The 23,590-nt window shown below is 51.7% G+C and carries 20 protein-coding genes; 2 read left to right on the forward strand and 18 right to left on the reverse strand.

Features of this window, described 5'->3' with window-relative positions; translation table 11 throughout:
- Positions 1–583: 583 nt before the first annotated feature.
- Positions 584–952 (forward strand): hypothetical protein, encoded by a 369-nt coding sequence (locus AC3RPL_RS16510; protein ID WP_490740849.1) that lies wholly within the window; start codon positions 584–586, stop codon positions 950–952.
- On the opposite strand, the gene AC3RPL_RS16515 is transcribed toward AC3RPL_RS16510, so the two are convergent.
- The 18 genes from AC3RPL_RS16515 to rpsB all read right to left on the reverse strand — a co-directional run bounded on the left by AC3RPL_RS16515 (position 930) and on the right by rpsB (position 22,292).
- Positions 930–1,754, reverse strand: a complete 825-nt coding sequence (locus AC3RPL_RS16515) for a prepilin peptidase (protein ID WP_490740850.1) — start codon at positions 1,752–1,754, stop codon at positions 930–932. The genes AC3RPL_RS16510 and AC3RPL_RS16515 overlap by 23 nt on opposite strands.
- A 652-nt stretch (positions 1,755–2,406) precedes the next feature.
- The gene (gene accA, locus AC3RPL_RS16520) at positions 2,407–3,366 is read right to left on the reverse strand and encodes an acetyl-CoA carboxylase carboxyl transferase subunit alpha (RefSeq protein WP_490740851.1); all 960 of its coding nucleotides are present in this window, start codon (positions 3,364–3,366) and stop codon (positions 2,407–2,409) included.
- Between the two features lie 11 nt (positions 3,367–3,377).
- Positions 3,378–6,860: a DNA polymerase III subunit alpha gene (dnaE, locus tag AC3RPL_RS16525; protein WP_490740852.1), complete on the reverse strand. Its 3,483-nt coding sequence runs from the start codon at positions 6,858–6,860 to the stop codon at positions 3,378–3,380.
- A gap of 32 nt (positions 6,861–6,892) precedes the next feature.
- A complete protein-coding gene (gene rnhB, locus AC3RPL_RS16530; RefSeq protein WP_490740853.1) occupies positions 6,893–7,516 on the reverse strand; it encodes a ribonuclease HII in 624 nt (207 codons plus the stop codon).
- Positions 7,513–8,712 carry a lipid-A-disaccharide synthase gene (lpxB, locus tag AC3RPL_RS16535; protein ID WP_490740854.1) on the reverse strand — a complete coding sequence of 400 codons (1,200 nt, stop codon included), beginning with the start codon at positions 8,710–8,712 and terminating at the stop codon, positions 7,513–7,515. Before lpxB ends, rnhB begins: the two co-directional genes overlap by 4 nt.
- Position 8,713: 1 nt before the next feature.
- A complete protein-coding gene (lpxA, locus tag AC3RPL_RS16540; protein ID WP_490740855.1) occupies positions 8,714–9,502 on the reverse strand; it encodes an acyl-ACP--UDP-N-acetylglucosamine O-acyltransferase in 789 nt (262 codons plus the stop codon).
- A 3-nt stretch (positions 9,503–9,505) separates the two neighbouring features.
- Complete coding sequence (gene fabZ / locus AC3RPL_RS16545) at positions 9,506–9,961, reverse strand: 3-hydroxyacyl-ACP dehydratase FabZ (RefSeq protein ID WP_034937310.1); 456 nt, start codon at positions 9,959–9,961, stop codon at positions 9,506–9,508.
- Between the two features lie 218 nt (positions 9,962–10,179).
- Positions 10,180–11,202: a UDP-3-O-(3-hydroxymyristoyl)glucosamine N-acyltransferase gene (gene lpxD, locus AC3RPL_RS16550; RefSeq protein WP_490740856.1), complete on the reverse strand. Its 1,023-nt coding sequence runs from the start codon at positions 11,200–11,202 to the stop codon at positions 10,180–10,182.
- Between the two features lie 3 nt (positions 11,203–11,205).
- Positions 11,206–11,703, reverse strand: a complete 498-nt coding sequence (gene skp / locus AC3RPL_RS16555; RefSeq protein ID WP_034937304.1) for a molecular chaperone Skp — start codon at positions 11,701–11,703, stop codon at positions 11,206–11,208.
- A 161-nt stretch (positions 11,704–11,864) separates the two neighbouring features.
- On the reverse strand, positions 11,865–14,267 hold the full coding sequence (gene bamA / locus AC3RPL_RS16560; RefSeq protein WP_367167094.1) for an outer membrane protein assembly factor BamA: 2,403 nt from the start codon (positions 14,265–14,267) through the stop codon (positions 11,865–11,867).
- Between the two features lie 55 nt (positions 14,268–14,322).
- Complete coding sequence (rseP, locus tag AC3RPL_RS16565) at positions 14,323–15,672, reverse strand: sigma E protease regulator RseP (RefSeq protein ID WP_490740857.1); 1,350 nt, start codon at positions 15,670–15,672, stop codon at positions 14,323–14,325.
- Positions 15,673–15,681: 9 nt separating this feature from the next.
- Complete coding sequence (gene cdsA, locus AC3RPL_RS16570) at positions 15,682–16,539, reverse strand: phosphatidate cytidylyltransferase (RefSeq protein ID WP_490740858.1); 858 nt, start codon at positions 16,537–16,539, stop codon at positions 15,682–15,684.
- 18 nt (positions 16,540–16,557) lie between these two features.
- Positions 16,558–17,313: a (2E,6E)-farnesyl-diphosphate-specific ditrans,polycis-undecaprenyl-diphosphate synthase gene (gene ispU, locus AC3RPL_RS16575; protein ID WP_490740859.1), complete on the reverse strand. Its 756-nt coding sequence runs from the start codon at positions 17,311–17,313 to the stop codon at positions 16,558–16,560.
- Positions 17,314–17,491: 178 nt separating this feature from the next.
- Positions 17,492–18,694 (reverse strand): 1-deoxy-D-xylulose-5-phosphate reductoisomerase, encoded by a 1,203-nt coding sequence (gene ispC / locus AC3RPL_RS16580; protein ID WP_490740860.1) that lies wholly within the window; start codon positions 18,692–18,694, stop codon positions 17,492–17,494.
- Between the two features lie 134 nt (positions 18,695–18,828).
- Positions 18,829–19,386, reverse strand: coding sequence for a ribosome recycling factor (frr, locus tag AC3RPL_RS16585; protein WP_034937424.1), 558 nt, complete (start codon positions 19,384–19,386; stop codon positions 18,829–18,831).
- A 135-nt stretch (positions 19,387–19,521) separates the two neighbouring features.
- Positions 19,522–20,247 carry a UMP kinase gene (pyrH, locus tag AC3RPL_RS16590; protein ID WP_034937288.1) on the reverse strand — a complete coding sequence of 242 codons (726 nt, stop codon included), beginning with the start codon at positions 20,245–20,247 and terminating at the stop codon, positions 19,522–19,524.
- 151 nt (positions 20,248–20,398) lie between these two features.
- On the reverse strand, positions 20,399–21,250 hold the full coding sequence (tsf, locus tag AC3RPL_RS16595) for a translation elongation factor Ts (RefSeq protein ID WP_034937286.1): 852 nt from the start codon (positions 21,248–21,250) through the stop codon (positions 20,399–20,401).
- A 316-nt stretch (positions 21,251–21,566) separates the two neighbouring features.
- Positions 21,567–22,292 carry a 30S ribosomal protein S2 gene (gene rpsB, locus AC3RPL_RS16600; RefSeq protein WP_034937284.1) on the reverse strand — a complete coding sequence of 242 codons (726 nt, stop codon included), beginning with the start codon at positions 22,290–22,292 and terminating at the stop codon, positions 21,567–21,569.
- Positions 22,293–22,611: 319 nt separating this feature from the next.
- On the opposite strand from rpsB, the gene map reads away from it, so the two are divergent.
- Positions 22,612–23,406 (forward strand): type I methionyl aminopeptidase, encoded by a 795-nt coding sequence (gene map / locus AC3RPL_RS16605; protein WP_490740861.1) that lies wholly within the window; start codon positions 22,612–22,614, stop codon positions 23,404–23,406.
- Positions 23,407–23,590: the final 184 nt, after the last annotated feature.

Consider the following 23,590-nt stretch of genomic DNA (forward strand, 5'->3'; position numbering starts at 1 on the left):
TGACTGATTGCCCATGGTTATTTTTGATAAATCCCCGCACCACTTTATGCCCATCAGAAAAATAAATCGGAAATTTTAATTTTTCAGAATTATTTTCAACAGAGTGCATTTGTTGCATGACAAATATGGAAGGACCACTTTAACTATCCGGGCGAACATCGATATTCCGTTGCAACCCCGTCTTTCCAGTGTTGTTTTCTGCTATTTTCATTTGATATGAACCCCTATAACATAAAGGTCAACATGATATATGTAAGTTGAAAATGAATGTTTCATAAAACAATTCAAACTACAACCTCATTAACCCACAGATAATGTCAAACTCGGCCCATCCACTCATTTACACCTGACATTAATACCCTTATAGAAAATAAAAAAGGAAAAATATTGCATCAGAGACAGTCAAAGCAACATACCAAAATAGAGTAAATTTAATAATATTCATCTGCCTGTAGCATTACTTTGACACCCGCACTATTCCAGCCTGTCAAATAGTCAGTAGAAAACCTTATACACATTTGTCCGCCTGACTGGATTTTGATAACCTTGCGGCTTTATGGAATGAAAACAAAAAGGATTCAGGATGAATGTTGCTTCCATATCCGCATTAATATTGCTGCCGTTACTTATCACTGGCTGCCAGAACAAGGCACCGCAAGGAGTCAGTTCAGCCGCCTCAGATACACACTCCAGACAGGTTGCTGCCGTTATTGCTGGCACAAGATATCTTAAATATCAGTGTGGAGATACGGCGATCCCTTCCGACAAAGAGACAGAAGAGGCGGCCAGGGCCGAAGCCTGTCAGCGTGGCTGGCAGCTTGCTGATGATCTCCTCCCTCTGAGTGAAGCATTTTATCAGCAGTTGCAACAAAACAGCCTGGCACCCGCTGAGCAATATGCGGAGCTGCGGGAGGCACTGCAACCATTTCTCACAACATTGCCACCGGCGTAGTCAGGATCCACCAACCTGATAATGCCAGGCAGGGGCCAAAGGGCAGCGGCTGAGCATAGCGACGCCGTCCTGCCAGCCACAACAACAAATAAACAGTGCATCCCATCAGTGCCGCGAGCAACAATAACCAAGGCAAAGGTTGCCAGCCACACCATGCCCCCAGCGCAGCCAGCAATTTGAAGTCACCGTGGCCTAAGCCTTCTTTACCGCTAATCAGCCTGAATACCCGGTTAACCGCCCAGAGAATCAAATATCCTGCTGCCGCGCCAGCTACCGCATCATTGAGCGGTATGATGGTGTGATGCAAATTGACCAGCAGTCCCAGCCAAAGAAGCGACAATGTCAGGCAGTCTGGTAGCAGCAGGCAGCGGAGATCAATAGCAGACAGCAAAATCAACCACCAGCCGCATAACGCGAAAAGCAACGCCGTCCCCCCTGGGGACCAGTTAAAGGCAATCCATCCGCCAGTGATGGTTGCTGCAAGCTCAGTCAGGAGATAGTGCCAGCTGATGGGTTGTTGGCAGTAATGGCAGCGTCCACATAATAGCAGCCAGCTGAGCAACGGGATATTGTGATAAAACGCCAGCCGCTGCTGACACCGTGGGCATAACGAGCCGGGAAAAAACAGATTCACTGGCATCGATCCGTTCTTATACTCAGAAGGTAACCCTGGAGGCAGGCAGGATTCTGCAAGCGCCTCTCTTTGCAATATCTGAGGCAAACGCCAGGCCACGCAGCTTATTACGCTACCCGCCACGGCTCCCAACGCACTCATTAACACTATCCACAGTTCCGTTGTCACTTCATTTCCTCCCTGGTGCTGTCTTCTCATCTTCGCCACAGCAAAGAAGAGCGCCCGTGAATACCATGCGGCCGGTTGCTATGCGGCAGCCTGCCATTTAAATGCCCGTGGGCCTGTCAGCTAGTCAGCAAATTTCGCTCATATCGCTTTGCCGTGAGTAACGAATACCCATCAGATCATATCTGATGTCGGTTTAAAACAACCCGGCGAACCGAATGCGATGTAAATCGTAAATAACAGACAGAAGTGGTTTGCAAATACAAAACTCAGGAAGGCAGATCGTAAAAAAGAAAATGGATTATGTGGCAATCTTCTTAGTCAGCTTTTTATCCACCGGATGCGAAGTCATGCCCTGAACCACCATCTGCTCTCTGTCGTGACAGTTGCTGCACGCTTTTAATGCGAAAACTCCGTGCGGACAGGCGCAGCTGGCAAAACTCACGGATATCTTCGGAAGCTGAATCTGGTGCTGAATATAATCTGCGTTCAGAAAGCGGCAATCGGCAGGATGACAGACAGAAAACCGCTTCCGGCCAGTCTGGTTAGGATGTTGGGAAAATTAAGAAAACGAGGGAAGAGATAACAACAAGGCGGGCTGTCAGGATATCCGATGGGTAACCCGCCGTTATCCGTCAACACCCGCCTTATTTGATCAGGCGTAACCGTAGTTCATCAGGCGCTGATAGCGACGATCCAACAGTTCATCTTTACTCAGGCCATCCAGATCGGCCAGATCGGCCAGCAGCTGTGCCTTTAATGATTCACCAGCCACCAGAGGGTTACGATGAGCGCCGCCCAGCGGTTCCGGGATCACGGTATCAATCAGCTTCAGCTCTTTCAGACGTGGAGCAATGATCCCCATCGCTTCAGCAGCCAGCGGTGCTTTATCGGCGCTTTTCCACAGGATAGAAGCACAACCCTCCGGTGAAATAACCGAATAGGTGCTGTACTGCATCATATTAACTTTATCGCCCACGCCGATTGCCAGCGCACCGCCAGAGCCACCCTCACCGATAACGGTGCAAATGACCGGGACTTTCAGTCCGGACATTTCACGCAGGTTACGGGCAATCGCTTCACTTTGTCCGCGCTCCTCAGCGCCCACACCCGGATAAGCCCCCGGCGTATCAATAAAGGTGATGATTGGCATATTGAAACGTTCAGCCATCTCCATCAGACGCAACGCTTTACGATACCCTTCCGGGGCTGGCATACCAAAGTTACGACGTATTTTTTCCTTGGTTTCACGGCCTTTCTGGTGACCAATAATCATCACCGGACGACCATCCAGACGAGCCGTGCCACCTACTATGGCTTTATCATCCGCGTAGGCGCGATCGCCTGCCAGCTCGTCAAAATCCGTGAATACGTTGCGGACGTAGTCCAGCGTATAAGGACGTAGCGGGTGGCGTGCCAGCTGTGCGATTTGCCACACCCCCAAATCGGAGAAGATTTTGCGGGTCAACTCTACGCTTTTCTCACGCAGGCGCTGCACCTCTTCATCCAGATTGATATCCAGTTTTTCATCCTGACGGCCAACCGACTTCAGCGAATCAATTTTCGCCTCCAGCTCAGCGATTGGCTGCTCAAAATCCAGGTAATTAAGACTCATAATATTCCTGTTTAGTCAAACTCAAGTTCCACCTGCTCCGTTCCTATCAGCAATCGCAGTTCGTTTAACAAGCGATCGCTTGGAGACACGCGCCATGCTGCACCAAAGCGCAACCTCGCCCGTGCATCCTCTCTCTGATAGTAGAGATGTACCGGAATCGTCCCCGAACGATGAGGTTCAAGGGACTGACGGAGACGGCTTAAAAGCTGGTCATCAATTTGCCTGTCCGTCAGCGATATAGCAAGCCCGCGAGCATATTTTTCACGGGCTTCGTCAATATCCATCACCTCGCGGGCGGTCATTTTAAGCCCCCCGCTAAAGTCATCAAAGCTGACCTGTCCACTGACGATCAGGATCCTGTCTTTCTCCAGCAAATGTTGGTACTTATCCAGCGCATCGGTAAACAGCATCACTTCCAGACGACCAGAGCGGTCGTCCAGGGTACAAATACCAATCCGGTTGCCGCGTTTAGTGACCATAACGCGTGCCGCGACCACCAGCCCAACCGCCATGATCACCTCACCCCGCCGGGTCGGATGCATGTCTTTCAGACGCATTCCCCCGACGTAGCGCTCGATCTCCTTAAGGTACTGATTAATCGGATGCCCTGTCAGGTAGAGTCCTAAGGTTTCTCGTTCACCATCCAGCTGCACCTGCTCCGGCCAGCGGGTAACGTCAGCATAGGATTGCTCAATCTGTTCAGGCGCTTCTGCCAGCACACCAAACATATCGGCCTGGCCTGTCGCCTCTGCTTTTGCGTGCTGGTCAGCAGCTTTAAGTGCATCACTGAGCGCGCTCATCAGCGCCGCACGATGCGGTCCAAGGCGATCAAAGGCACCGGACATGATCAGCTTTTCCAGCACGCGACGGTTCAGTTTTTTAGTATCCGTACGGGCGCAGAGATCGAACAGCTCACGAAAATAGCCGCCCTGATTACGGGCTTCCAGAATTGCTTCAATCGGCCCTTCTCCGACGCCTTTAATCGCGCCGATACCGTAGACAATTTCGCCCTCATCGTTGACATGGAACGGATACAAACCGGAATTGATATCCGGTGGCAGCACCTTCAGCCCCATACGCCAGCACTCGTCGACCAGACCGACCACCTTCTCAGTGTTGTCCATATCGGCGGTCATGACCGCAGCCATAAATTCAGCCGGATAATGCGCTTTCAGCCACAGCGTCTGATAGGAAACCAGCGCATAGGCCGCAGAGTGCGATTTGTTAAAACCGTAGCCGGCAAATTTTTCCACCAGGTCGAAGATTTTAATTGCCAGCTCGCCATCCACGCCGCGCTCTTTTGCTCCATCCTCAAATCCGCCACGCTGCTTCGCCATCTCCACCGGATTCTTTTTACCCATCGCCCGACGTAGCATGTCAGCACCACCCAGACTGTAGCCAGCCAGCACCTGAGCAATCTGCATCACCTGTTCCTGATAGAGAATGATGCCGTAGGTCGGCTCCAGCACAGGCTGCAACGACTCGTGCTGCCACTGAATGTCGGGATAGGAGATCTCTTCACGGCCATGCTTGCGATCGATAAAGTTGTCTACCATCCCTGACTGTAAGGGGCCGGGACGGAATAGCGCCACCAGGGCTATCATATCTTCGAAGCAGTCCGGCTTCAGACGCTTGATCAGATCCTTCATGCCACGCGATTCAAGCTGGAATACCGCCGTGGTTTCTGAACGCTGGAGCATATCGAAGCTTTTTTTGTCATCAAGCGGGATAGCCGCAATATCAAGCGGTGGCTCGCCCTGCTTTTCCCGTCTGGCGTTGATCATCGCCAGCGCCCAGTCAATGATGGTCAGCGTGCGTAGCCCCAGAAAGTCAAATTTGACCAGGCCCGCATATTCCACATCGTTTTTATCGAACTGGGTGACCGGATGATTGCCGTTCTCATCGCAGTAAAGCGGCGCAAAATCGGTGATTTGCGTCGGCGCGATCACCACACCACCGGCATGTTTACCGGCGTTGCGTGTCACGCCTTCCAGCTTGCGCGCCATATCAATCAGGGCTTTGACTTCTTCATCTGCCTCGTAAATTTCGGGCAATTGAGGTTCCGCCGCAAAGGCTTTTTCCAGCGTCATGCCCGGATCGGGCGGCACTAATTTAGAAATACGATCAACAAAGCCGTAAGGATGACCCAGGACACGGCCCACGTCGCGGATTACCGCTTTGGCTGCCATCGTACCGAACGTAATAATCTGTGATACGGCTTTACGGCCATACATTTCGGCCACGTGCTCAATGACCAGATCACGTTTTTCCATGCAGAAGTCGACGTCAAAGTCAGGCATCGACACACGCTCAGGATTAAGAAAACGTTCGAACAGCAGGTCGAATTCCAGTGGGTCAAGATCGGTGATCTTCAGCGCGTAGGCCACCAGCGAACCCGCACCGGAACCACGTCCCGGGCCCACCGGCACGTTGTTATCCTTCGACCACTGGATAAACTCCATCACAATCAGGAAGTAACCCGGAAAGCCCATCTGGTTGATAACGTTTAGTTCAACCTCCAGACGCGCGTCATATTCCCCACGCTTCTCCGCTCGCACTTCAGCATTGGGAAAAAGAAATTCCAGACGCTCTTCCAGTCCTTCGCGTGATTTCATCACCAGGAAGTCTTCAGTGGTCATCTCGCCGGTCGGGAACTGCGGCAGGAAATACTCACCAAGACGAATAGTTACGTTACAGCGCTTAGCAATTTCTACGCTGTTTTGCAGCGCTTCAGGAATGTCAGAAAACAGCTCGCACATTTCATCACTGCTGCGGAGATATTGCTGAGAACTATAAAGACGCGGACGTTTTGGATCGTCCAGCGTGAAGCCATCATGAATGGCAACCCGAATTTCGTGAGCATCAAAGTCGCCCTCTTCAAGAAAACAGACGTCATTGGTCGCAACAACGGGGATGCCTGCGGCAATAGCCAGATCAACCGCCGCATGAACCCAGGTTTCTTCATCAGGGCGCCCTGTGCGGGTCAACTCCAGATAGTAGCGGTTGGGAAAATAGTGCTGATAAAATGACAAACATTCGTTGACCAGTGCGGAGTTTCCCCGCAGATACATCCTGCCAACATCACCACGGCGACCGCCAGAAAGGGCAATCAATCCTTCATTCATCTCGATCAGCCAGTCGCGATCGATAACCGGGCCAGCGGCCCCGTAGCCCCGCTGGTATGCACGGGAAATCAGTAATGTCAGATTCTGATAACCCTTATCATCAGCAGCCAGTAACGTAAGCTGTGACAGTTCGTCGCCCATTGCAGCACTGGCAACGTTAAAGTCTGCACCAATTATCGGCTTGATACCCTGTCCATGCGCGGTGCCATAAAACTTGACCAGGCCACAGAGGTTGGTGAAATCAGTTATCGCCAGAGCGGGCATACCCAGCGAGGCAGCCTTTTTCACCAGCGGCGCAGTCTTGGCCAGTCCATCAATCATGGAATAGTCGCTGTGGACACGCAAATGAATAAAACGAGGTTCAGCCATCTCTGATTCCGCTCAAAACCGTGAAGTGAAAACTACCGTGCCGTTCGGATTGCTGCCGCAACGTCGGCATCCAGTAACGCATTGCGGACAGGCGCAAAACTACGACGATGTTGTGGCGTCACGCCGTGCTGCGCCAGCCTTTCCAGATGTAACGCCGTCGGGTAGCCTTTATGTTGGGCAAAGCCATATTGTGGAAACAGCCGATCCAGCTCGGCCATCTCGCGATCGCGGGTCACCTTGGCGAGAATGGAAGCCGCGCTGATTTCCGCCACCAGGCTGTCGCCTTTCACCACCGCCTGCGACGGCATGGGCAGCGCCGGACAGCGGTTGCCATCAATCAGCACCAGATCGGGCCTGAGCGCAAGATTAGCCACCGCACGCTGCATCGCCAGCATAGTGGCATGCAGGATATTAAGCTGATCAATTTCTTCCGGCTCTGCCCGCCCGAGACTCCAGCATAATGCCTTTTCTTTGATCTCATCAAACAGCGCATTGCGGCGTTTCTCGGACAGCTTTTTGGAATCAGCCAGCCCAAAAATGGGCTTCAGCGGATCGAGAATAACCGCTGCGGTTACCACCGCACCCACCAGAGGCCCACGGCCAACTTCGTCCACCCCGGCAATACAGGCGGCGACCGGGTAAATAAAGTGACTCACTGACAAAGTTCCAGTACTGCTGAAGCCGCCTGCTCGTCCGCATTCCAGCGGATCTGGTGATGCAACTCAGCAAAGGTTGTTAACAGGTTTTCTCTGGCCTCATTTCTGGTCAGCAAAGGCTCAAGTGCCGAAGCCAGTTGCTCAGGCTGGCACTGTTCCTGCAACAGCTCTTTCACCAGCTCACCGCCTGCCAGCAGATTCGGCAGTGATACATAATCGGTTTTTACCAGACGCTTTGCCAGCCAGAAGGTAAAAGGTTTCATACGATAACCAACCACCATCGGACATTTTGCCAGCATACATTCCAGTGCTGCCGTGCCAGAGGCCAGCAGCGCAGCATCGCTGGCAATCATCGCGGCGCGCGCGTTGCCATCAAGCAGGTGCACCGGCAAATCGGGTGCCACCTGTTGTTTAATCTGTTCAAACTGCTGACGACGACGTGAATTCACCAACGGCACCAGAATCTCGAGATCAGGCCATTTTTGGCGCAGCAGAGCAGCCGCATGAAGAAAGTCTGCGCTGAGCATTTCCACTTCAGCACCGCGACTGCCAGGCAGCAGAGCCAGACAGAGTGCCGAATCAGCAATCCCCAGTTCCTGACGAGCTGCACGCTTGTCAGGGGTAATGGGCATGGCATCTGCCATCGTGTGGCCGATAAAGCGGCAGGGAACGTTGTAGCGATCGTAAAACGCCTTTTCAAACGGCAGAAACGCCAGCACCAGATCGGTGGCCCGACCAATTTTGAACACGCGCTTTTGACGCCATGCCCACACCGATGGGCTGACATAGTGAATGGTGCGAATACCACGCTGTTTGAGACGACCTTCCAGAGTAATATTAAAATCCGGCGCATCAATACCGACAAAGACATCGGGTTGCAGCTGTGCAAAACGTTTTGTCAGGTCGCGGCGAATTTTTAACAGGCGAGGCAGACGACCAAACACTTCAACGATGCCCATCACCGCCAGCTCTTCCATTTCATACCAGGCTTCACAACCTTCAGCCTGCATCAGCGGTCCGGCAACGCCAACGAAGCGGGTATCAGGATGCTTTTCTTTCAGCGCACGAATCAGTCCGGCGCCGAGAATATCACCGGATGTTTCTCCGGCGACCAGCGCAATTGTCAGAGGTCGGGACAGCTCCCCGCAGCTGCGGGGAGCAGAAGCCTGAACGGTATTGACTGACGGTAAAGACATATTAGCGAATCAGGCCACGTGTCGAACGGGCAAAGAAATCGTAGAAAGGCTGTACTTCCGGGTATTCACGCGCAATTTCAGCAATTTCTGGCTTCGCTTCATCCAGCGTTTTACCGCTACGATAAAGTATCTTGTAAACATTACGAATCGCCTGGAGAGCAGGTTTGCTGAAGCCCCGACGCTGTAGCCCAATCAGATTAATGCCGAACGGCGTGGCATGGTTGCCCTGAGCAATAACATAAGGCGGCACATCCTGAGCGACGCCGGAACAACCGCCCACCATGACGTGCGCACCAATGGTGCAGAACTGATGAATGGCTGTCATGCCACCAATGATGGCGAAATCATCCACGGTTACGTGTCCGGCCAGCGTCGCGTTGTTGGCAAGAATGCAGTGATCGCCAATCACACAGTCGTGGGCAACGTGAGCATTCACCATCAGCAGGTTATCACTGCCGACTCTGGTGATCCCGTCCGCCTGTGCCGTACCACGGTGAATGGTAACGCTCTCACGAATGCTGTTGCGATCGCCAACTTCAACCCGCGTCGGTTCACCGGCATATTTCAAGTCCTGGTTCGCTTCGCCAATGGTGGCAAACTGGTAAATGGTATTTTCTTTACCAATCCGCGTATGCCCATTGATGACCACGTGAGATTTCAGCACAGTGCCTTCACCAATCTCAACGTTTGCGCCAATGAAACAAAAAGGACCAATCTGAACGTGGGCGCCAATGATGGCACCCTCTTCAATCACGGAACTTGCGTGAATAACAGCAGATTCATCAATCACAGATTATGTCTCCCGGCTGCGGGCACACATCATTGTTGCTTCGCAGACAATTTTACCGTCAACGGTTGCCACACCTTTAAAGCGGGTCAGGCCACGGCGTGTTTTCTCAAAGGTTACTTCCATGATCATCTGGTCGCCAGGCACCACCGGGCGCTTAAAGCGAGCCTCATCAATTCCGGCAAAGTAGTACAGCTCTCCCGGCTCCAGTTTGCCAACGCTTTTAAACGCCAGAATACCGGTTGCCTGCGCCATCGCTTCTAAGATCAACACGCCTGGAAAAATCGGTTTGCCGGGGAAGTGCCCCTGGAAAAACGGTTCATTTACCGATACGTTTTTCACTGCGCGCAGAAATTTATGCTCTTCAAACTCCAGCACACGATCAACCAGCAGAAACGGATAGCGGTGCGGCAATAATTCAATAATCTCTTCAATTTTCAGAGTATGAGTTTCAGTAGTCAAAATACTCTTCCTGTCCTAAAAATTCTGATGGCATCAATAACACGGCCTGCAAAGGTCCCAGGACTCTTCGCAGGCCGCAAATCAGTTTCCGTGCGCAAACTTCCATGCAGTTTGTCCCCACCGATACAGGGAACGCTGTTAACAATAGTTGTTATATTGTCACATGCTTAACATTGTAATTATGAAAGCGGGTTTTCAGGCTGGTAACTGACGCAAGATCAGTCTTTGCCGACTTTGCGCTCGATGTTCTTTAAGCGCTTGCTCATTTCATCAATGTTCATTACCAGCGCGGCCGTTTTGCGCCAGGTTTTGTTGGCTTGCAGCGGAATCCCGGAAGAGTATACCCCAGGTTCAGTAATTGGTCGCATCACCATTCCCATTCCGGTGACGGTAACTTTGTCACAAATCTCCATGTGACCGTTAATTACGCTTGCACCGCCAATCATACAGTACCGCCCGATTTTCAGGCTGCCTGCCATGATGACACCGCCAGCAACCGCCGTATTGTCACCAATCACCACGTTGTGCGCAATCTGGCACTGGTTGTCGATGATAACACCATTGCCAATTTGAGTGTTATCCAGCGCACCACGATCGATTGTGGTACAGGCACCGATTTCCACACCATCGCCAATCACTACCGTGCCCAACTGTGGAATTTTCACCCAGTTACCACGGTCATTAGCATAGCCAAATCCATCGGCACCGATTACCGTGCCGGACTGGATCAGACAACGCTCACCAATCCGCACTTCATGATAAACGGTAACATTAGCCCAAAGGCGACTTCCGCTGCCGATGCAGGCCTTTTTACCGACAAAGCAGCCTGCGCCAATCACTACGTTGTCACCCAGTGTCACATCAGACTCGATGACAGCATTGGCCCCTACAGAGACATTTTTTCCAAGCGTGGCGCTGGGATCAATGACTGCACTGGGCGCGATATCGCTGGCCGGTTGCGGAGTACTGTCGAGGATCTGAGCCATGCGGGCATAGGTCAGATAAGGATTGTTAACCACCAGTACGGCACCCTGGAAACAGTCGCGGTCCGCTTCCGTCAGCACAACGGCTGACGCCTTGCAATCTGCAAGCTGTTCACGATGGCGGCTGTTAGAGAGAAAGGTGATTTGTCCTGCCTGGGCGGATTGCACAGAAGCAATGCCGGAGATGACCAGATCGCCATCTCCGTGCAATTCTGCATCCAACTGCTGGGCTAAATCAGCCAGTCGAATTGAAGGCATCAATTATTTAACCTGTTTCAGTACATCAGCAGTGATGTCTTTGGATTTACCTGCGTAAGCTACGGCGTTAGCATCGATAACCACGTCATAACCTTCATCATCAGCCACTTTCTGAACGGCATCCTGAATACGGCTCAGGATTTTGTTACGCTCTTCAGCCTGACGACGGCGATTATCCTGCTCAAAAGCCTGCGCTTTAGTCTGGAAGGTTTCACGCTGAGCCATCAGGTCTTTTTCCATACGGCTGCGCTCGCTGGCCTTCATGGTCGAGCCGTCACGCTGTAATTTCTGCATTTTGGTTTGCAGATCGCGCTCCATTCCCTGCAATTCAGTTGCACGGCCTTTAAACTCATTTTCAAGCTGTTTCGCAACGGTCGCACGCGCTGGTAACTGTTGGAAAATGCTGGAAACGTTCACCACTGCAATTTTATCAGCAGCCTGAGCACCGGCGGAAACTGCCAGAGCAAGAGAAAGGCCTGCGGCACACAACAACTTTTTCACTATAAAACTCCTTACCATCAACGTTTGTGTCTTTGACACAGGTGTTGCGCGTTAAGGCAGCCTGAAGCTGCCAGTGAACGGCGCGAGACTTACGGATTAAGGCCGTAAGTGATGAGAAAGAAAATCACGCTTCTTTCTCTCAGCTTCCTTGCTGAACCGGCTTACCAGGTTTTACCAATGTTAAACTGGAACTGCTCGGCTTTATCTCCATCATACTTTTTAAACGGCTGGGCGTATGAGAACACTAGCGGTCCCAGTGGAGACATCCACTGTAACGCCAGGCCTGCCGACATACGGATATTACCTGGATCGCTGTAATCCGGAATACCCGCAGCACGGGTTTCGGCAGTATTTTCCCAGTTGGTATCCCACACTGTACCCGCATCAACAAACAGCGAGGTGCGCACTGAGTTGGCGTATTTCTCACTCAGGAATGGAGTTGGGGTAATCAACTCAGCGCTGGCTGTTGCCATGGCATTGCCTCCCACTGCATCACTGGAATCGCAATAGGTACCCGTTGAACAGGTGCTGGAACCATTATTGTAGTAAGCCGCTTTCGGACCGATGGTATTCGAGCGGAAACCACGCACGGTGCTGGAACCACCGGCATAAAAGTTCTCATAGAACGGCAATTCTTTACCACTTAAACCTGCGCCGTAACCCACTTTACCCCGGCCCAACAGCACCCATGTCCGGTCCTGGTTTAACGGCATATATTGTTGCGTATCCAGCGTCGCCTTGTAGAAGGCGTTATCTGAGCCTGGAATCGTCACTTTTCCGTTCAGATTGGTGCGGTTACCTGAGGTTGGGAAGAAGCCCCGGTCAAGATTGTTGTAGGTCCAACCGTAGTTAAACGTGAAATCATCGGCAGAATATTCCGCACGACCGGAGAGGTCCGGATTCTGACCTACGGAGCGCAGATAGCGGAACATCGCAATCTGTGGCTGCATGTTGGAGAGGTCGTTATGAACGTAACCCAGCCCCACGCGCAGGGTGTTATTCTCATTAACCGGGAAGCCAAGCGTGCCATCCAGACCATAACTTTTATTGGTATAGTCAGACAGGTCAGCGTCGTCAGCTTTAAAGTCGTTATAGAAAATACGACCGCCCAGACTGACGCCATCCACCGTAAAGTACGGATCGGTCAGTGAGAACTCAGCATAGGTCTGGTAGTCATTCTTGGTACCACTGATTCCTACTGTATTTCCGGTACCCAGCCAGTTATCCTGGGTAACGCCGACCTGGAAACTGACGCCGCTTTCCGTACCGTAACCGACGCCGAAGTTAAAGGTGCCGGTGTTGCGCTCCTTCACCTTGTAGACCACATCGACCTGATCCGGTGAACCAGGCACACGCTGAGTGTCCGTTTCGACCGTTTCAAAGTAGCCGGTACGATTCAGGCGCTCTTTACCCTGTTCGACCAGATCGCTACCCAACCACGCGCCTTCCATCTGGCGCATTTCGCGACGCAGAACAGAATCTTTTGAGGTGTCATTACCTTCGAAACGCACCTTGCGCACGTAATAGCGATTTCCGGCATCCACATTAACGTGCAGCTTAACGGTTTTATCCGCATCGTTGATTTCTGGCTGCGTCATCACACGTGGGTAGGCATAGCCATAGCGACCAAACATCTTCTTGATGTCATCTTCCATTTTGGTGACTTTAGCACCATTGTAGAGTTCGCCTGGCTTCACTTTGGTCAGGCTTTCCACTTCCGCAGAGTGCCCCGCCATACTGCCATTCACCACCACGCCAGAAAGCTTATATTGATCGCCTTCGGTAATGTTGATGGTGATATAGATACCCTTCTTGTCCGGCGTCAGGCTGACCTGAGTAGAATCGATGTTAAAGCGGGCATAACCACGATCAAGATAGAAGCTGCGCAGGGTTTCAAGATCACCCGCCAGTTTTTGCTTCTGATATTTACGATCGCCCACCACATTCCACCAGGGCACTTCATCTCGCAGCTGGAAACGGGAGATCAGTTCGTCAGAGCTGAAGGCTTTGTTACCCACCACGTTGATCTGCTGAATTTTGGCAGAGACGCCTTCGGTAAATACCAGCTTCAGGTCAACACGGTTACGCGGCAGCGGCGTAACCACCGCCTTAACGCTGGCACTGTATTTACCCACGCTGTAGTAAAAGTCTTCCAGCCCCTTTTCGATTGAGGTGATGGTCGTCCGGTCAAGGGCTTCACCCACGCGAACGCCTGATGCCTCCAGGTTCTGCTTAAGCATGTCATCTTTCACCGCTTTATTACCGGAGAAAGTAATGCTGGCAATAGTTGGACGCTCCTTAACCTGAACGATCAGCGTGTTGCCATCACGCAACACCTGAACATCTTCGAAGTTCCCGGTCGCAAACAGCGCACGGATGGTGTTACTGATATCGTCATCAGAAACGGTATCTCCCACGCGGACAGGCATACTGAGCAATGCCGCCCCGACGGCGACCCGTTGCAGGCCTTCAAAATGAATATCCTTCACCACGAAGCCGTCTGCCGCGTATACGGTAGCGCTGCTAAACAGCAGCGATGCTATGAGCAACTTTTTCATCGCCATCGTTGTTATGCATTCTTCCTAACTGGTTCCCGCGCCGTTGCTGCTCTTAAGCAGACTAAAGACGCGAGAAATCATTGAATAGTGCAAGCCCCATTAACAACACCAGCAATATTGAGCCAATGCGATAACTGAAGTCCTGAACTCGCTCAGACACCGGCCCACCCTTGATCTTTTCGATCGCAAGGAACAGCAAATGCCCACCATCTAATACCGGCAAGGGGAACAGATTGATAATACCGAGGTTCACGCTAATCAGAGCCAGGAACATCAGGTAGTAAATCAAGCCATATTCCGCCGACATCCCAGCACCCTGGGCGATAGAAATCGGCCCACTGAGATTGTTTAACTTCACTTCACCGGTAATCAGTTTGCCCAGCATGTTTACCGTTAACTTCATCAGTTGCCAGGTTTTGGCGCCCGCCTCGCCCACTGCCGCAAACGGTCCATACTGACGTACCGTTTTATATTCATCCGGCAAAGGAATAATACGCGGGACGACGCCGGCAAACCCTTCTGGCTTACTGCCAGGTTTCACGTCTGGCGTGAGCGTCAGCGCAACCGGGTTGCCCTGTCGTTCCACCTCTATCGCCAGCGCTTTACCGGGATTATCCCGGACAAGGGTAACGAAACGCGCCCAACTTTCTAAAGGCTGACCATCGACTTTAACGATCCTGTCACCTGCTTGCAAACCCGCCTTGCTGGCCGCTGATTTGGCCTGCACTTCCGCGAGCACAGTTTCAATCTGTGGCCCCCGGGGACGGATACCAAGCGAAGTAACCGGGTCCTGCTTACCGGGGTCAAATTGCCAGTGACGCAAATCGACCCGTTTTTCACTGAGCTGGTTAGTCCCAAAAGGCACCACGCTGAGGACAGTTTGCTGGTCGCCAATCTTCGACACCAGAGCCATACGCACAGCATCCCAGTCAGGCGTTTCGATACCATCAATCGCCTTAAGTTCCATACCAGGAGTAATTTGCGCCACGGCTGCGGGCGAGTCGCTCACTATTTCGCCAACAACCGGACGAATACCAGGGACACCAATGATAAAAACCAGCCACCAGGCGAAAACAGCGAAAATGAAATTAGCAAGAGGGCCGGCAGCAATGATTGCCGCGCGCTGTAATACTGTTTTGTTATTGAAAGCCTGATGTCGCAGTTCCGGCGCAACGGTTTCCACCCGCTCATCCAGCATTTTGACGTAGCCGCCAAGCGGGATCAGCGCGATGACATATTCTGTTCCATGCTGGTCACGGCGCCGCCACAAGGCTTTACCGAATCCAACTGAGAAGCGCTCAACTTTAACGCCACACCTGCGGGCCACCCAGAAGTGGCCGAATTCATGAACGGTGATCAGTACGCCCAGCGCGACGATAAATGCGCCAAAGCTCCAGAGTATGCTCAGCATAGCAGTCCCTTATCGCATCCCGAAAACCAGCAGTAACAGGCAGGAAAATACCGGCACAGCGGCGGTCAGGCTGTCGATACGATCCATGATACCGCCGTGACCAGGAATAAGATTGCCGCTGTCTTTGATTCCGGCCTCCCGCTTGAACATACTTTCACTCAGGTCGCCGAGTACCGAAGCCAGTGCCGCGCCCACTGAACAGACTAATAATGTACTGGTCGGCACCATCAACGGTGCCCACAGGCTGAACAGCCAGGCGATAAGTGCAGAGGCCGCCAGTCCGCCAAAGAATCCCTCCCACGTCTTACCTGGAGAGACTTTAGGCGCCAGCTTGTGCCTGCCAAACAAACGACCAAAGAGATAAGCGCCTGAATCAGCGCCCCAGACCAGAAACATGACGTATAGCAGCCACCATGCACCGGCAAAATGGTCCGCTTCATAATTGTACTGGCGCAGCGTCAGCATGCTCCAGAAAAATGGCCCAATGGTCAGAATGCCAAAGACCAGCCGTAGTATCCGGGAAGCTCGCCACCACCGGGCGGAAGAAGGGTAAAACAGCACCAGTAACAGCGCAATTATCCACCAGCACAAAGCGGCCCAGAGTGAGCCGGCAACCTGCGGTTGATGAACAGAATGATGATAAGCAGGAAGGGTAAACATCATGAAGGCCAGTAGTAATCCACAGAGCACTGCCAGCCAGATGCGTTGTGAACGTGAAGCCAGACCAGCAAACTGCCCCCATTCCCAGGCAGCAAGCATACAGACGGCCATAACAACGATTGCAAAACCCGGAGGCGGCAGCAAAAAAAGTGCTGCAATCACAACAGGAATGAGTATAAATGCGGTAATCAGGCGAGACTTCAGCAAAGATTACCCCCAGTGCGTTCAGACGCTACCGGGTGCTGCACCGCCAAAGCGGCGCTCTCGTTGTGCAAACGCATTCAGTGCACCTTCAAAAACTTGTTCATCAAAATCAGGCCAGAGAATATCGGTGAAAAAGAACTCTGCGTAGGCAACTTGCCATAACAAGAAATTACTGATTCGATGTTCTCCGCCCGTCCTTATTACCAGATCCACCGGCACCAGTTCATTGAGACACAGCTGCTGATTAAGGGTTTCCTCCTCAATCTGCTCCGGACGGATCAGGCCTTCCTGTACTTGCTCAGCTATTTTTCTGACGCCATGAATGATATCCCAACGTCCGCCATAATTCGCGGCAATGTTCAGGGTAAGTCCATTATTTTGTTGAGTCAGTTCCTCTGAACGACGAATGCGTTCCTGCAAACGGGCATTGAAGCGACTGATATCGCCAATAATTCGCAACCGGACATTATGCTTGTGCAGACTTTTAACTTCATTGTCGAGCGCCCAGGCAAAAAGCTCCATCAGCGCCATGACTTCCTGTGGCGGACGATTCCAGTTTTCACTACTGAACGCATAGAGAGTCAGCGCTTCCAGTTTGTTGCTGACAGCAAAACTGATTGCACGACGGACCGATTTTACGCCAGCTTTGTGGCCACTAATGCGCAGTTTTCCCTGGTTTTTAGCCCAACGACCATTGCCATCCATAATGATGGCCACATGGCGGGGATAATCCTCCCCAGGGAGGTCATCGGCTTTTAATTGATTTTCGGACGACATAACGCGTAATTATTTCCTTTAATCAGAAATACGACGGTTTCTGAAATATCTACCCGCTCTACGCAAAAAAGCCGTGATTCACACGGCCAGCGATACCGCTTAATACAACAGCATTCTCATTCAGCGGGCGGTGACTATACCATCTCCGCCACGAGGTCACAAATGGCGGCAGGCTGCATCAGCACTTCAGGCTGGAAAGAGAAAGACGCGTCATTGCAGCTTCACGCGCCTGACGATCAATCTCCAGCACGGCTTCAACGCTTTCTGGCTCTGCACAGTTCAACCCTTCCATAACGGCGGCATTAACAGCAGCAATGTCTGTAAAGCGTATCCGGTTAGCCAGAAATGCTGCGACAGCCACTTCATTAGCTGCATTTAACGCGGTGGTCGCCGCCTGTCCGGCCTTGCAGGCATCGATTGCCAGTTTCAGACAGGGATAGCGCGCATAATCTGGCTCGGCAAAGGTCATCGCGCCCATCCGGGCAAAATCCAGCGGTTTTGCACCGGAATCCACACGCTGCGGCCAGGCCATAACATGCGCAATAGGTGTACGCATATCAGGTGAACCGAGCTGTGCCAGTACACTGCCATCACGATAACGGACCATTGAATGGATGACCGACTGAGGATGCAAAATGACTTCCATTTGCGCATCTGTTGCATTAAACAGCCAGCGGGCTTCAATGTATTCCAGCCCTTTGTTCATCATGGTGGCTGAGTCGACAGAAATTTTACGACCCATTGACCAGTTCGGATGGGCACAAGCCTGATCCGGTGTCATATGCACCAGATCCCTCAGTTGTGCTTCACGAAAAGGCCCACCTGACCCTGTGAGGATAATGCTGTCTATGCCGTTATCCTCAAGAGAAGCGTATCCTAACTGCTGCTGGAGGGAAGCAGGCAAACTCTGAAAAATAGCGTTGTGTTCACTGTCAACCGGCAGCAGTTGGGCTTTTGAGCTGCTTACCGCCTGCATAAAAAGCCGCCCGCAGGTGACCAGCGACTCTTTGTTGGCCAGAAGAACCTGTTTTCCGGCACGGATGGCCGCAAGCGTAGGCATTAACCCCGCCGCGCCGACAATTGCCGCCATCACCTGATCCACGTCATCCAGCGCAGCTAGGTCACAGGCTGCCTGTTCACCACTCAGGACTTCTGTTGCCACATTCAGGCTCTTCAGCCGCGTTCGCAGGGCGCTGGCAGCACGCTCATCCGCCATAGCAGCCCAGGCTGGCCTGAAGGCTAAACATTGCTCTGCCATCAGTTCAACGTTGTGGCCTGCCACCAGTGCCTTAACGGCAAACAGATGCGGATTTGCCCCAATTACCGACAGCGTACTGGTGCCAATTGATCCGGTAGAGCCGAGGATGGTTAATTGCTTCATGAAATTGCTCTGTGTGGTGACGCATAAAACGATCTGACCAGTTGGACAGCCAGGCAAACAAATGCAAAACGCCGTAAGACTGGTCCGCGCAAGAACGGCAATCTGTACGGCGTTTCAACACTGCTGACAGAAAATCAGAATTCCATCAGTTCTGCTTCTTTTTCAGCCAGTGCCGCATCCACCTTTTTAATGCAGATATCGGTCATCTTCTGAATATCGTCCTGAGAACGGCGCTCTTCATCTTCGCTGATTTCTTTGTCTTTCAGCAGTGCCTTAACTTTATCGTTAGCGTCACGACGCACGTTACGCACCGATACACGGCCCTGCTCTGCTTCACCACGCACGATTTTGATCAAATCCTTACGACGCTCTTCCGTCAGTGCAGGCAATGGGACGCGAATATCGCTACCGGCAGAGCTGGGATTCAGACCCAGATCGGAGGTCATGATCGCCTTTTCAACAGCAGCACTGATGGAGCGATCAAAAACATTTACTTTCAGCGTGCGCGAGTCTTCTACCGTTACGCTGGCCAGCTGGCGCAGCGGGGTGGCTGCACCGTAGTACTCGACCATGATACCGTCAAGAATACTTGGTGACGCACGACCGGTGCGAATTTTGCTAATGTTGTTTTTGAATGCTTCCACGCATTTATCCATGCGCGTTTCTGCATCTTTTTTGATTTCGTTAATCACGTTGAAACCCTTGAATTCTGGTTGACCTGCCAGGCTTTCAACGAAAGCCTGCTGCAACAAAGTGATCGTTATGATTCTGTAGTGCGCAAGGCACCCCGAAAGCAGAATATACCTTATTTTATCCGCTGACTGATATTATTGCGTAATCAGGGTACCTTCTTTTTCACCCATTACGACCCGACGCAGAGCGCCTGGCTTGTTCATATTGAATACGCGAATCGGCAGCTTGTGGTCACGGGCAAGCGTAAAGGCAGCCAGGTCCATCACTTTCAGTTCTTTTTCCAGCACGTCAGCATAGCTGATACGCTCAAACAGCGTTGCCTCAGGATTTTTAACCGGATCGGCAGAATAAACACCATCTACTTTGGTGGCTTTCAGCACCACATCTGCTTCAATCTCAATGCCGCGCAGGCAGGCCGCTGAATCGGTGGTGAAAAAGGGATTACCCGTTCCGGCTGAGAAGATCACTACGCGGTTATTGCGCAGCAGGCTGATGGCCTCCGCCCAACTGTAGTTGTCACATACGCCATTCAGCGGAATAGCAGACATCAGACGGGCATTAACATAGGCACGATGCAGCGCATCGCGCATCGCCAGACCATTCATCACCGTTGCCAGCATCCCCATATGGTCGCCGACTACGCGATTCATACCGGCCTGCGCCAGCCCCGCGCCACGGAACAGATTTCCGCCGCCAATTACCACACCTACCTGAATACCCAGTTCCACCAGCTCTTTCACTTCCTGAGCCATACGATCCAGCACGCTGGCATCAATACCAAAGCCTTCAGCACCTTGCAGGGCTTCGCCACTCAGTTTCAGCAGGATACGTTGATAAACAGGTTTTGCATTGGTCGCCATGGTCTTTTTCCTGGAAGATATTTATCGGAGTGAGAAGTTAATTCTTGTCAATCATCCCAATAACATCAAAGAAATGCTATTGGGATGAGACTGAAAAGCGCCGCGAAAACGGGCAAAAAAGAACCGCCGGTTGGCGGTTCTTTTCAGGCAATTAAGACTGTTTAGACATCGCTGCGACTTCAGCAGCGAAATCGGTTTCAGCTTTTTCGATACCTTCGCCTACTTCGAAACGGATGAAGTTAACAACGTCAGCACTCTTCTCTTTCAGAACCTGACCAACTGTTTTAGATGGGTCGATAACAAAAGGCTGGCCCGTCAGGGAAACTTCGCCGGTGAATTTCTTCATGCGGCCTTCAACCATTTTCTCTGCGATCTCTTTTGGCTTACCAGACTGCATAGCGATGTCCAGCTGAACCTGGTACTCTTTCTCAACCACATCAGCAGAAACATCTTCTGGCTTAACGAATTCTGGTTTGCTGGCCGCAACGTGCATGGCGATCTGCTTAACCAGTTCTTCATCCGCGTTTTTCGCAGAAATCAGCACACCGATACGCGCGCCGTGCAGGTAGCTGCCCAGCACATCGCCTTCCAGAGAAGAAACGCGACGGATATTGATGTTCTCACCGATTTTGGCCACCAGCGCCACACGCTCTTCTTCGAATTGCGCTTTCAGTACTTCAACATCGGTAATCTTGCCAGCAACCGCAGCGTTCAGCACTTTGTCAGCGAAAGCCTGGAAACCGCCATCTTTAGCAACGAAGTCAGTCTGGCAGTTTACTTCCAGAATCACACCGTAGTTGCCTTCGATTTTAGTTTTGATCACGCCGTCAGCAGCCACGTTGCCCGCTTTCTTGGCAGCTTTGATTGCGCCGGACTTACGCATGTTTTCAATTGCCAGCTCGATGTCGCCGTTCGCTTCAGTCAGCGCTTTTTTACAATCCATCATGCCAGCGCCGGTGCGCTCGCGCAGCTCTTTTACCAGAGCAGCAGTAATATCAGCCATTCTCTAATCCTCGGTTAGCTCGCATCTGCCCACGGCCTCTTCAGACGGCGCGACAGATGCCTGGTCTCGGGAGAAACATTCTGCCTCGCCGATGATCGTTAACGGCAAAGCAAAGTCGAAAAAATAAAGGGGCCATGCCGGCCCCTTACAGATTTTAAATCTGTTCTTACCCTGAATCATTGACGCTATAGCAAGGCGGCAAGTGCATAAATCCTCGGGAGCTTATTGAATAAGTGACCGGGGTAAGTGCACGCAGACAACGCAGCTACAGCTTCAAGGATGACGGGTATAAGGGCTCTCTGAGGAGCAGTCCTTATTACTCAGCTTCAGCGAAGCTTTCTTCTGCCTGCTGAGCCAGGTCCTGAGAGCGACCTTCACGCACGGTGGTCGCTACTGCGGCCAGGTACAGGGTTACTGCACGGATTGCATCGTCATTACCAGGGATAATGAAATCAACACCGTCTGGATCAGAGTTAGTATCGACAACGGCAAAAACCGGGATACCCAGGTTGTTAGCTTCTTTGATCGCGATATGTTCGTGATCGGCATCGATAACAAACAGTGCGTCAGGCAGGCCGCCCATGTCTTTGATACCACCCAGGCTGTTTTCCAGCTTGGCCAGCTCACGATCACGCATCAGCGCTTCTTTTTTAGTCAGCTTATCGAAGGTGCCGTCCTGAGACTGAGTTTCCAGATCTTTCAGACGCTTGATGGACTGACGAACGGTTTTCCAGTTGGTCAGCATACCGCCCAACCAGCGATGGTTAACGAAGAACTGATCGCAGCTCAGAGCATGCTCTTTTACCGCTTCGCTTGCAGCGCGCTTAGTACCAACGAACAGAATCTTACCTTTACGGGATGCGATTTTGTTCAGTTCAGCCAGAGCGTCGTTGAACATTGGTACAGTCTGCTCAAGGTTGATGATGTGAACTTTGTTACGTGCGCCGAAGATGAATGGCTTCATTTTCGGGTTCCAGTAACGGGTCTGGTGACCGAAGTGTACACCGGCCTTGAGCATGTCGCGCATGGAAACAGTTGCCATGATTACCTCTATAGAATGATTTGGGGTTAAGCCTCCATGTATCCCATACAACCGACCTCTCACTACGTTCAAGGCACCCCGGCGTATGTGTCGATACATGTGTGTTATATACACGGGAGAATTATGCGCTCCCCTGTGAAACTATCTGCACAGAGAATCGTCGGCGCGCTTTATATCACAAAGCGCCATACGACGCCAATTTTTGTTCACCACGCGACCAGCGTAATAAAGGATAATTGGCAGCGGCAAAGTGGGCTGCTAACATTGCAGCACTTCCTTTATTATTGCTGAAAATATCGGCAACTGCGGACTAAGTTGAATGGCAATTACAATCAAAACTCCTGAAGAAATACAGAAAATGCGCGTCGCGGGCCGTCTGGCTGCTGAAGTGCTGGAAATGATCGAAGATCACGTGAAACCCGGCGTCAGCACGGGTGAACTGGACCGCCTGTGTAACGATTACATCGTGAATACTCAGAAGGCGATTTCGGCAAGCCTGGGTTATCACGGCTTCCCGAAATCAGTCTGTATATCGGTTAACGAGGTGGTGTGCCACGGCATTCCCAGCGACGACAAAATCCTGAAAGATGGCGATATCGTCAATATCGACGTGACCGTCATCAAAGATGAATACCACGGTGATACGTCTAAAATGTATCTGGTCGGTAAAGCCACTATCCAGGGCGAACGTCTGTGTCGTGTCACCCAGGAGAGCCTCTATCTGGCACTGCGTATGGTCAGGCCTGGCATTCGCTTGCGCAGCCTTGGTCGCGAGATCCAAAAATTTGTTGAGGCTCAGGATTTCTCTGTTGTGCGTGAATACTGCGGGCATGGCATCGGCAAAGGATTCCATGAAGAGCCTCAGGTACTGCATTACGATGCGGACGATGGCGGGGTGGTATTGCAGGCCGGGATGGCTTTTACCATTGAGCCGATGGTTAACGCCGGAGATTATCGTATTCGCAGTATGAAAGATGGTTGGACGGTGAAAACCAAAGACCGCAGCCTGTCTGCACAGTATGAACACACCATTGTGGTGACAGAAAATGGATGTGAAATCATGACATTACGCAAGGACGACACCATACCGGCTATCCTGACACATTCAATGTAATATTCGTGTCCTTACAGGAATGTGCTGCGCAAGCGTCCGTTCCTGTATTCATTTCAGTTCTACACTCGCTACCGCCCCTGATTTTACAACACCTTACCTTTCTTACTGCCCCGTGCCTGCCCAATTTTTTTGATCTCGACCGCATTCTGGCGCTATTGTCCTGTGCACCATCCGATATTCCCTG

The sequence above is a fragment of the Erwinia papayae genome (assembly GCF_058241465.1).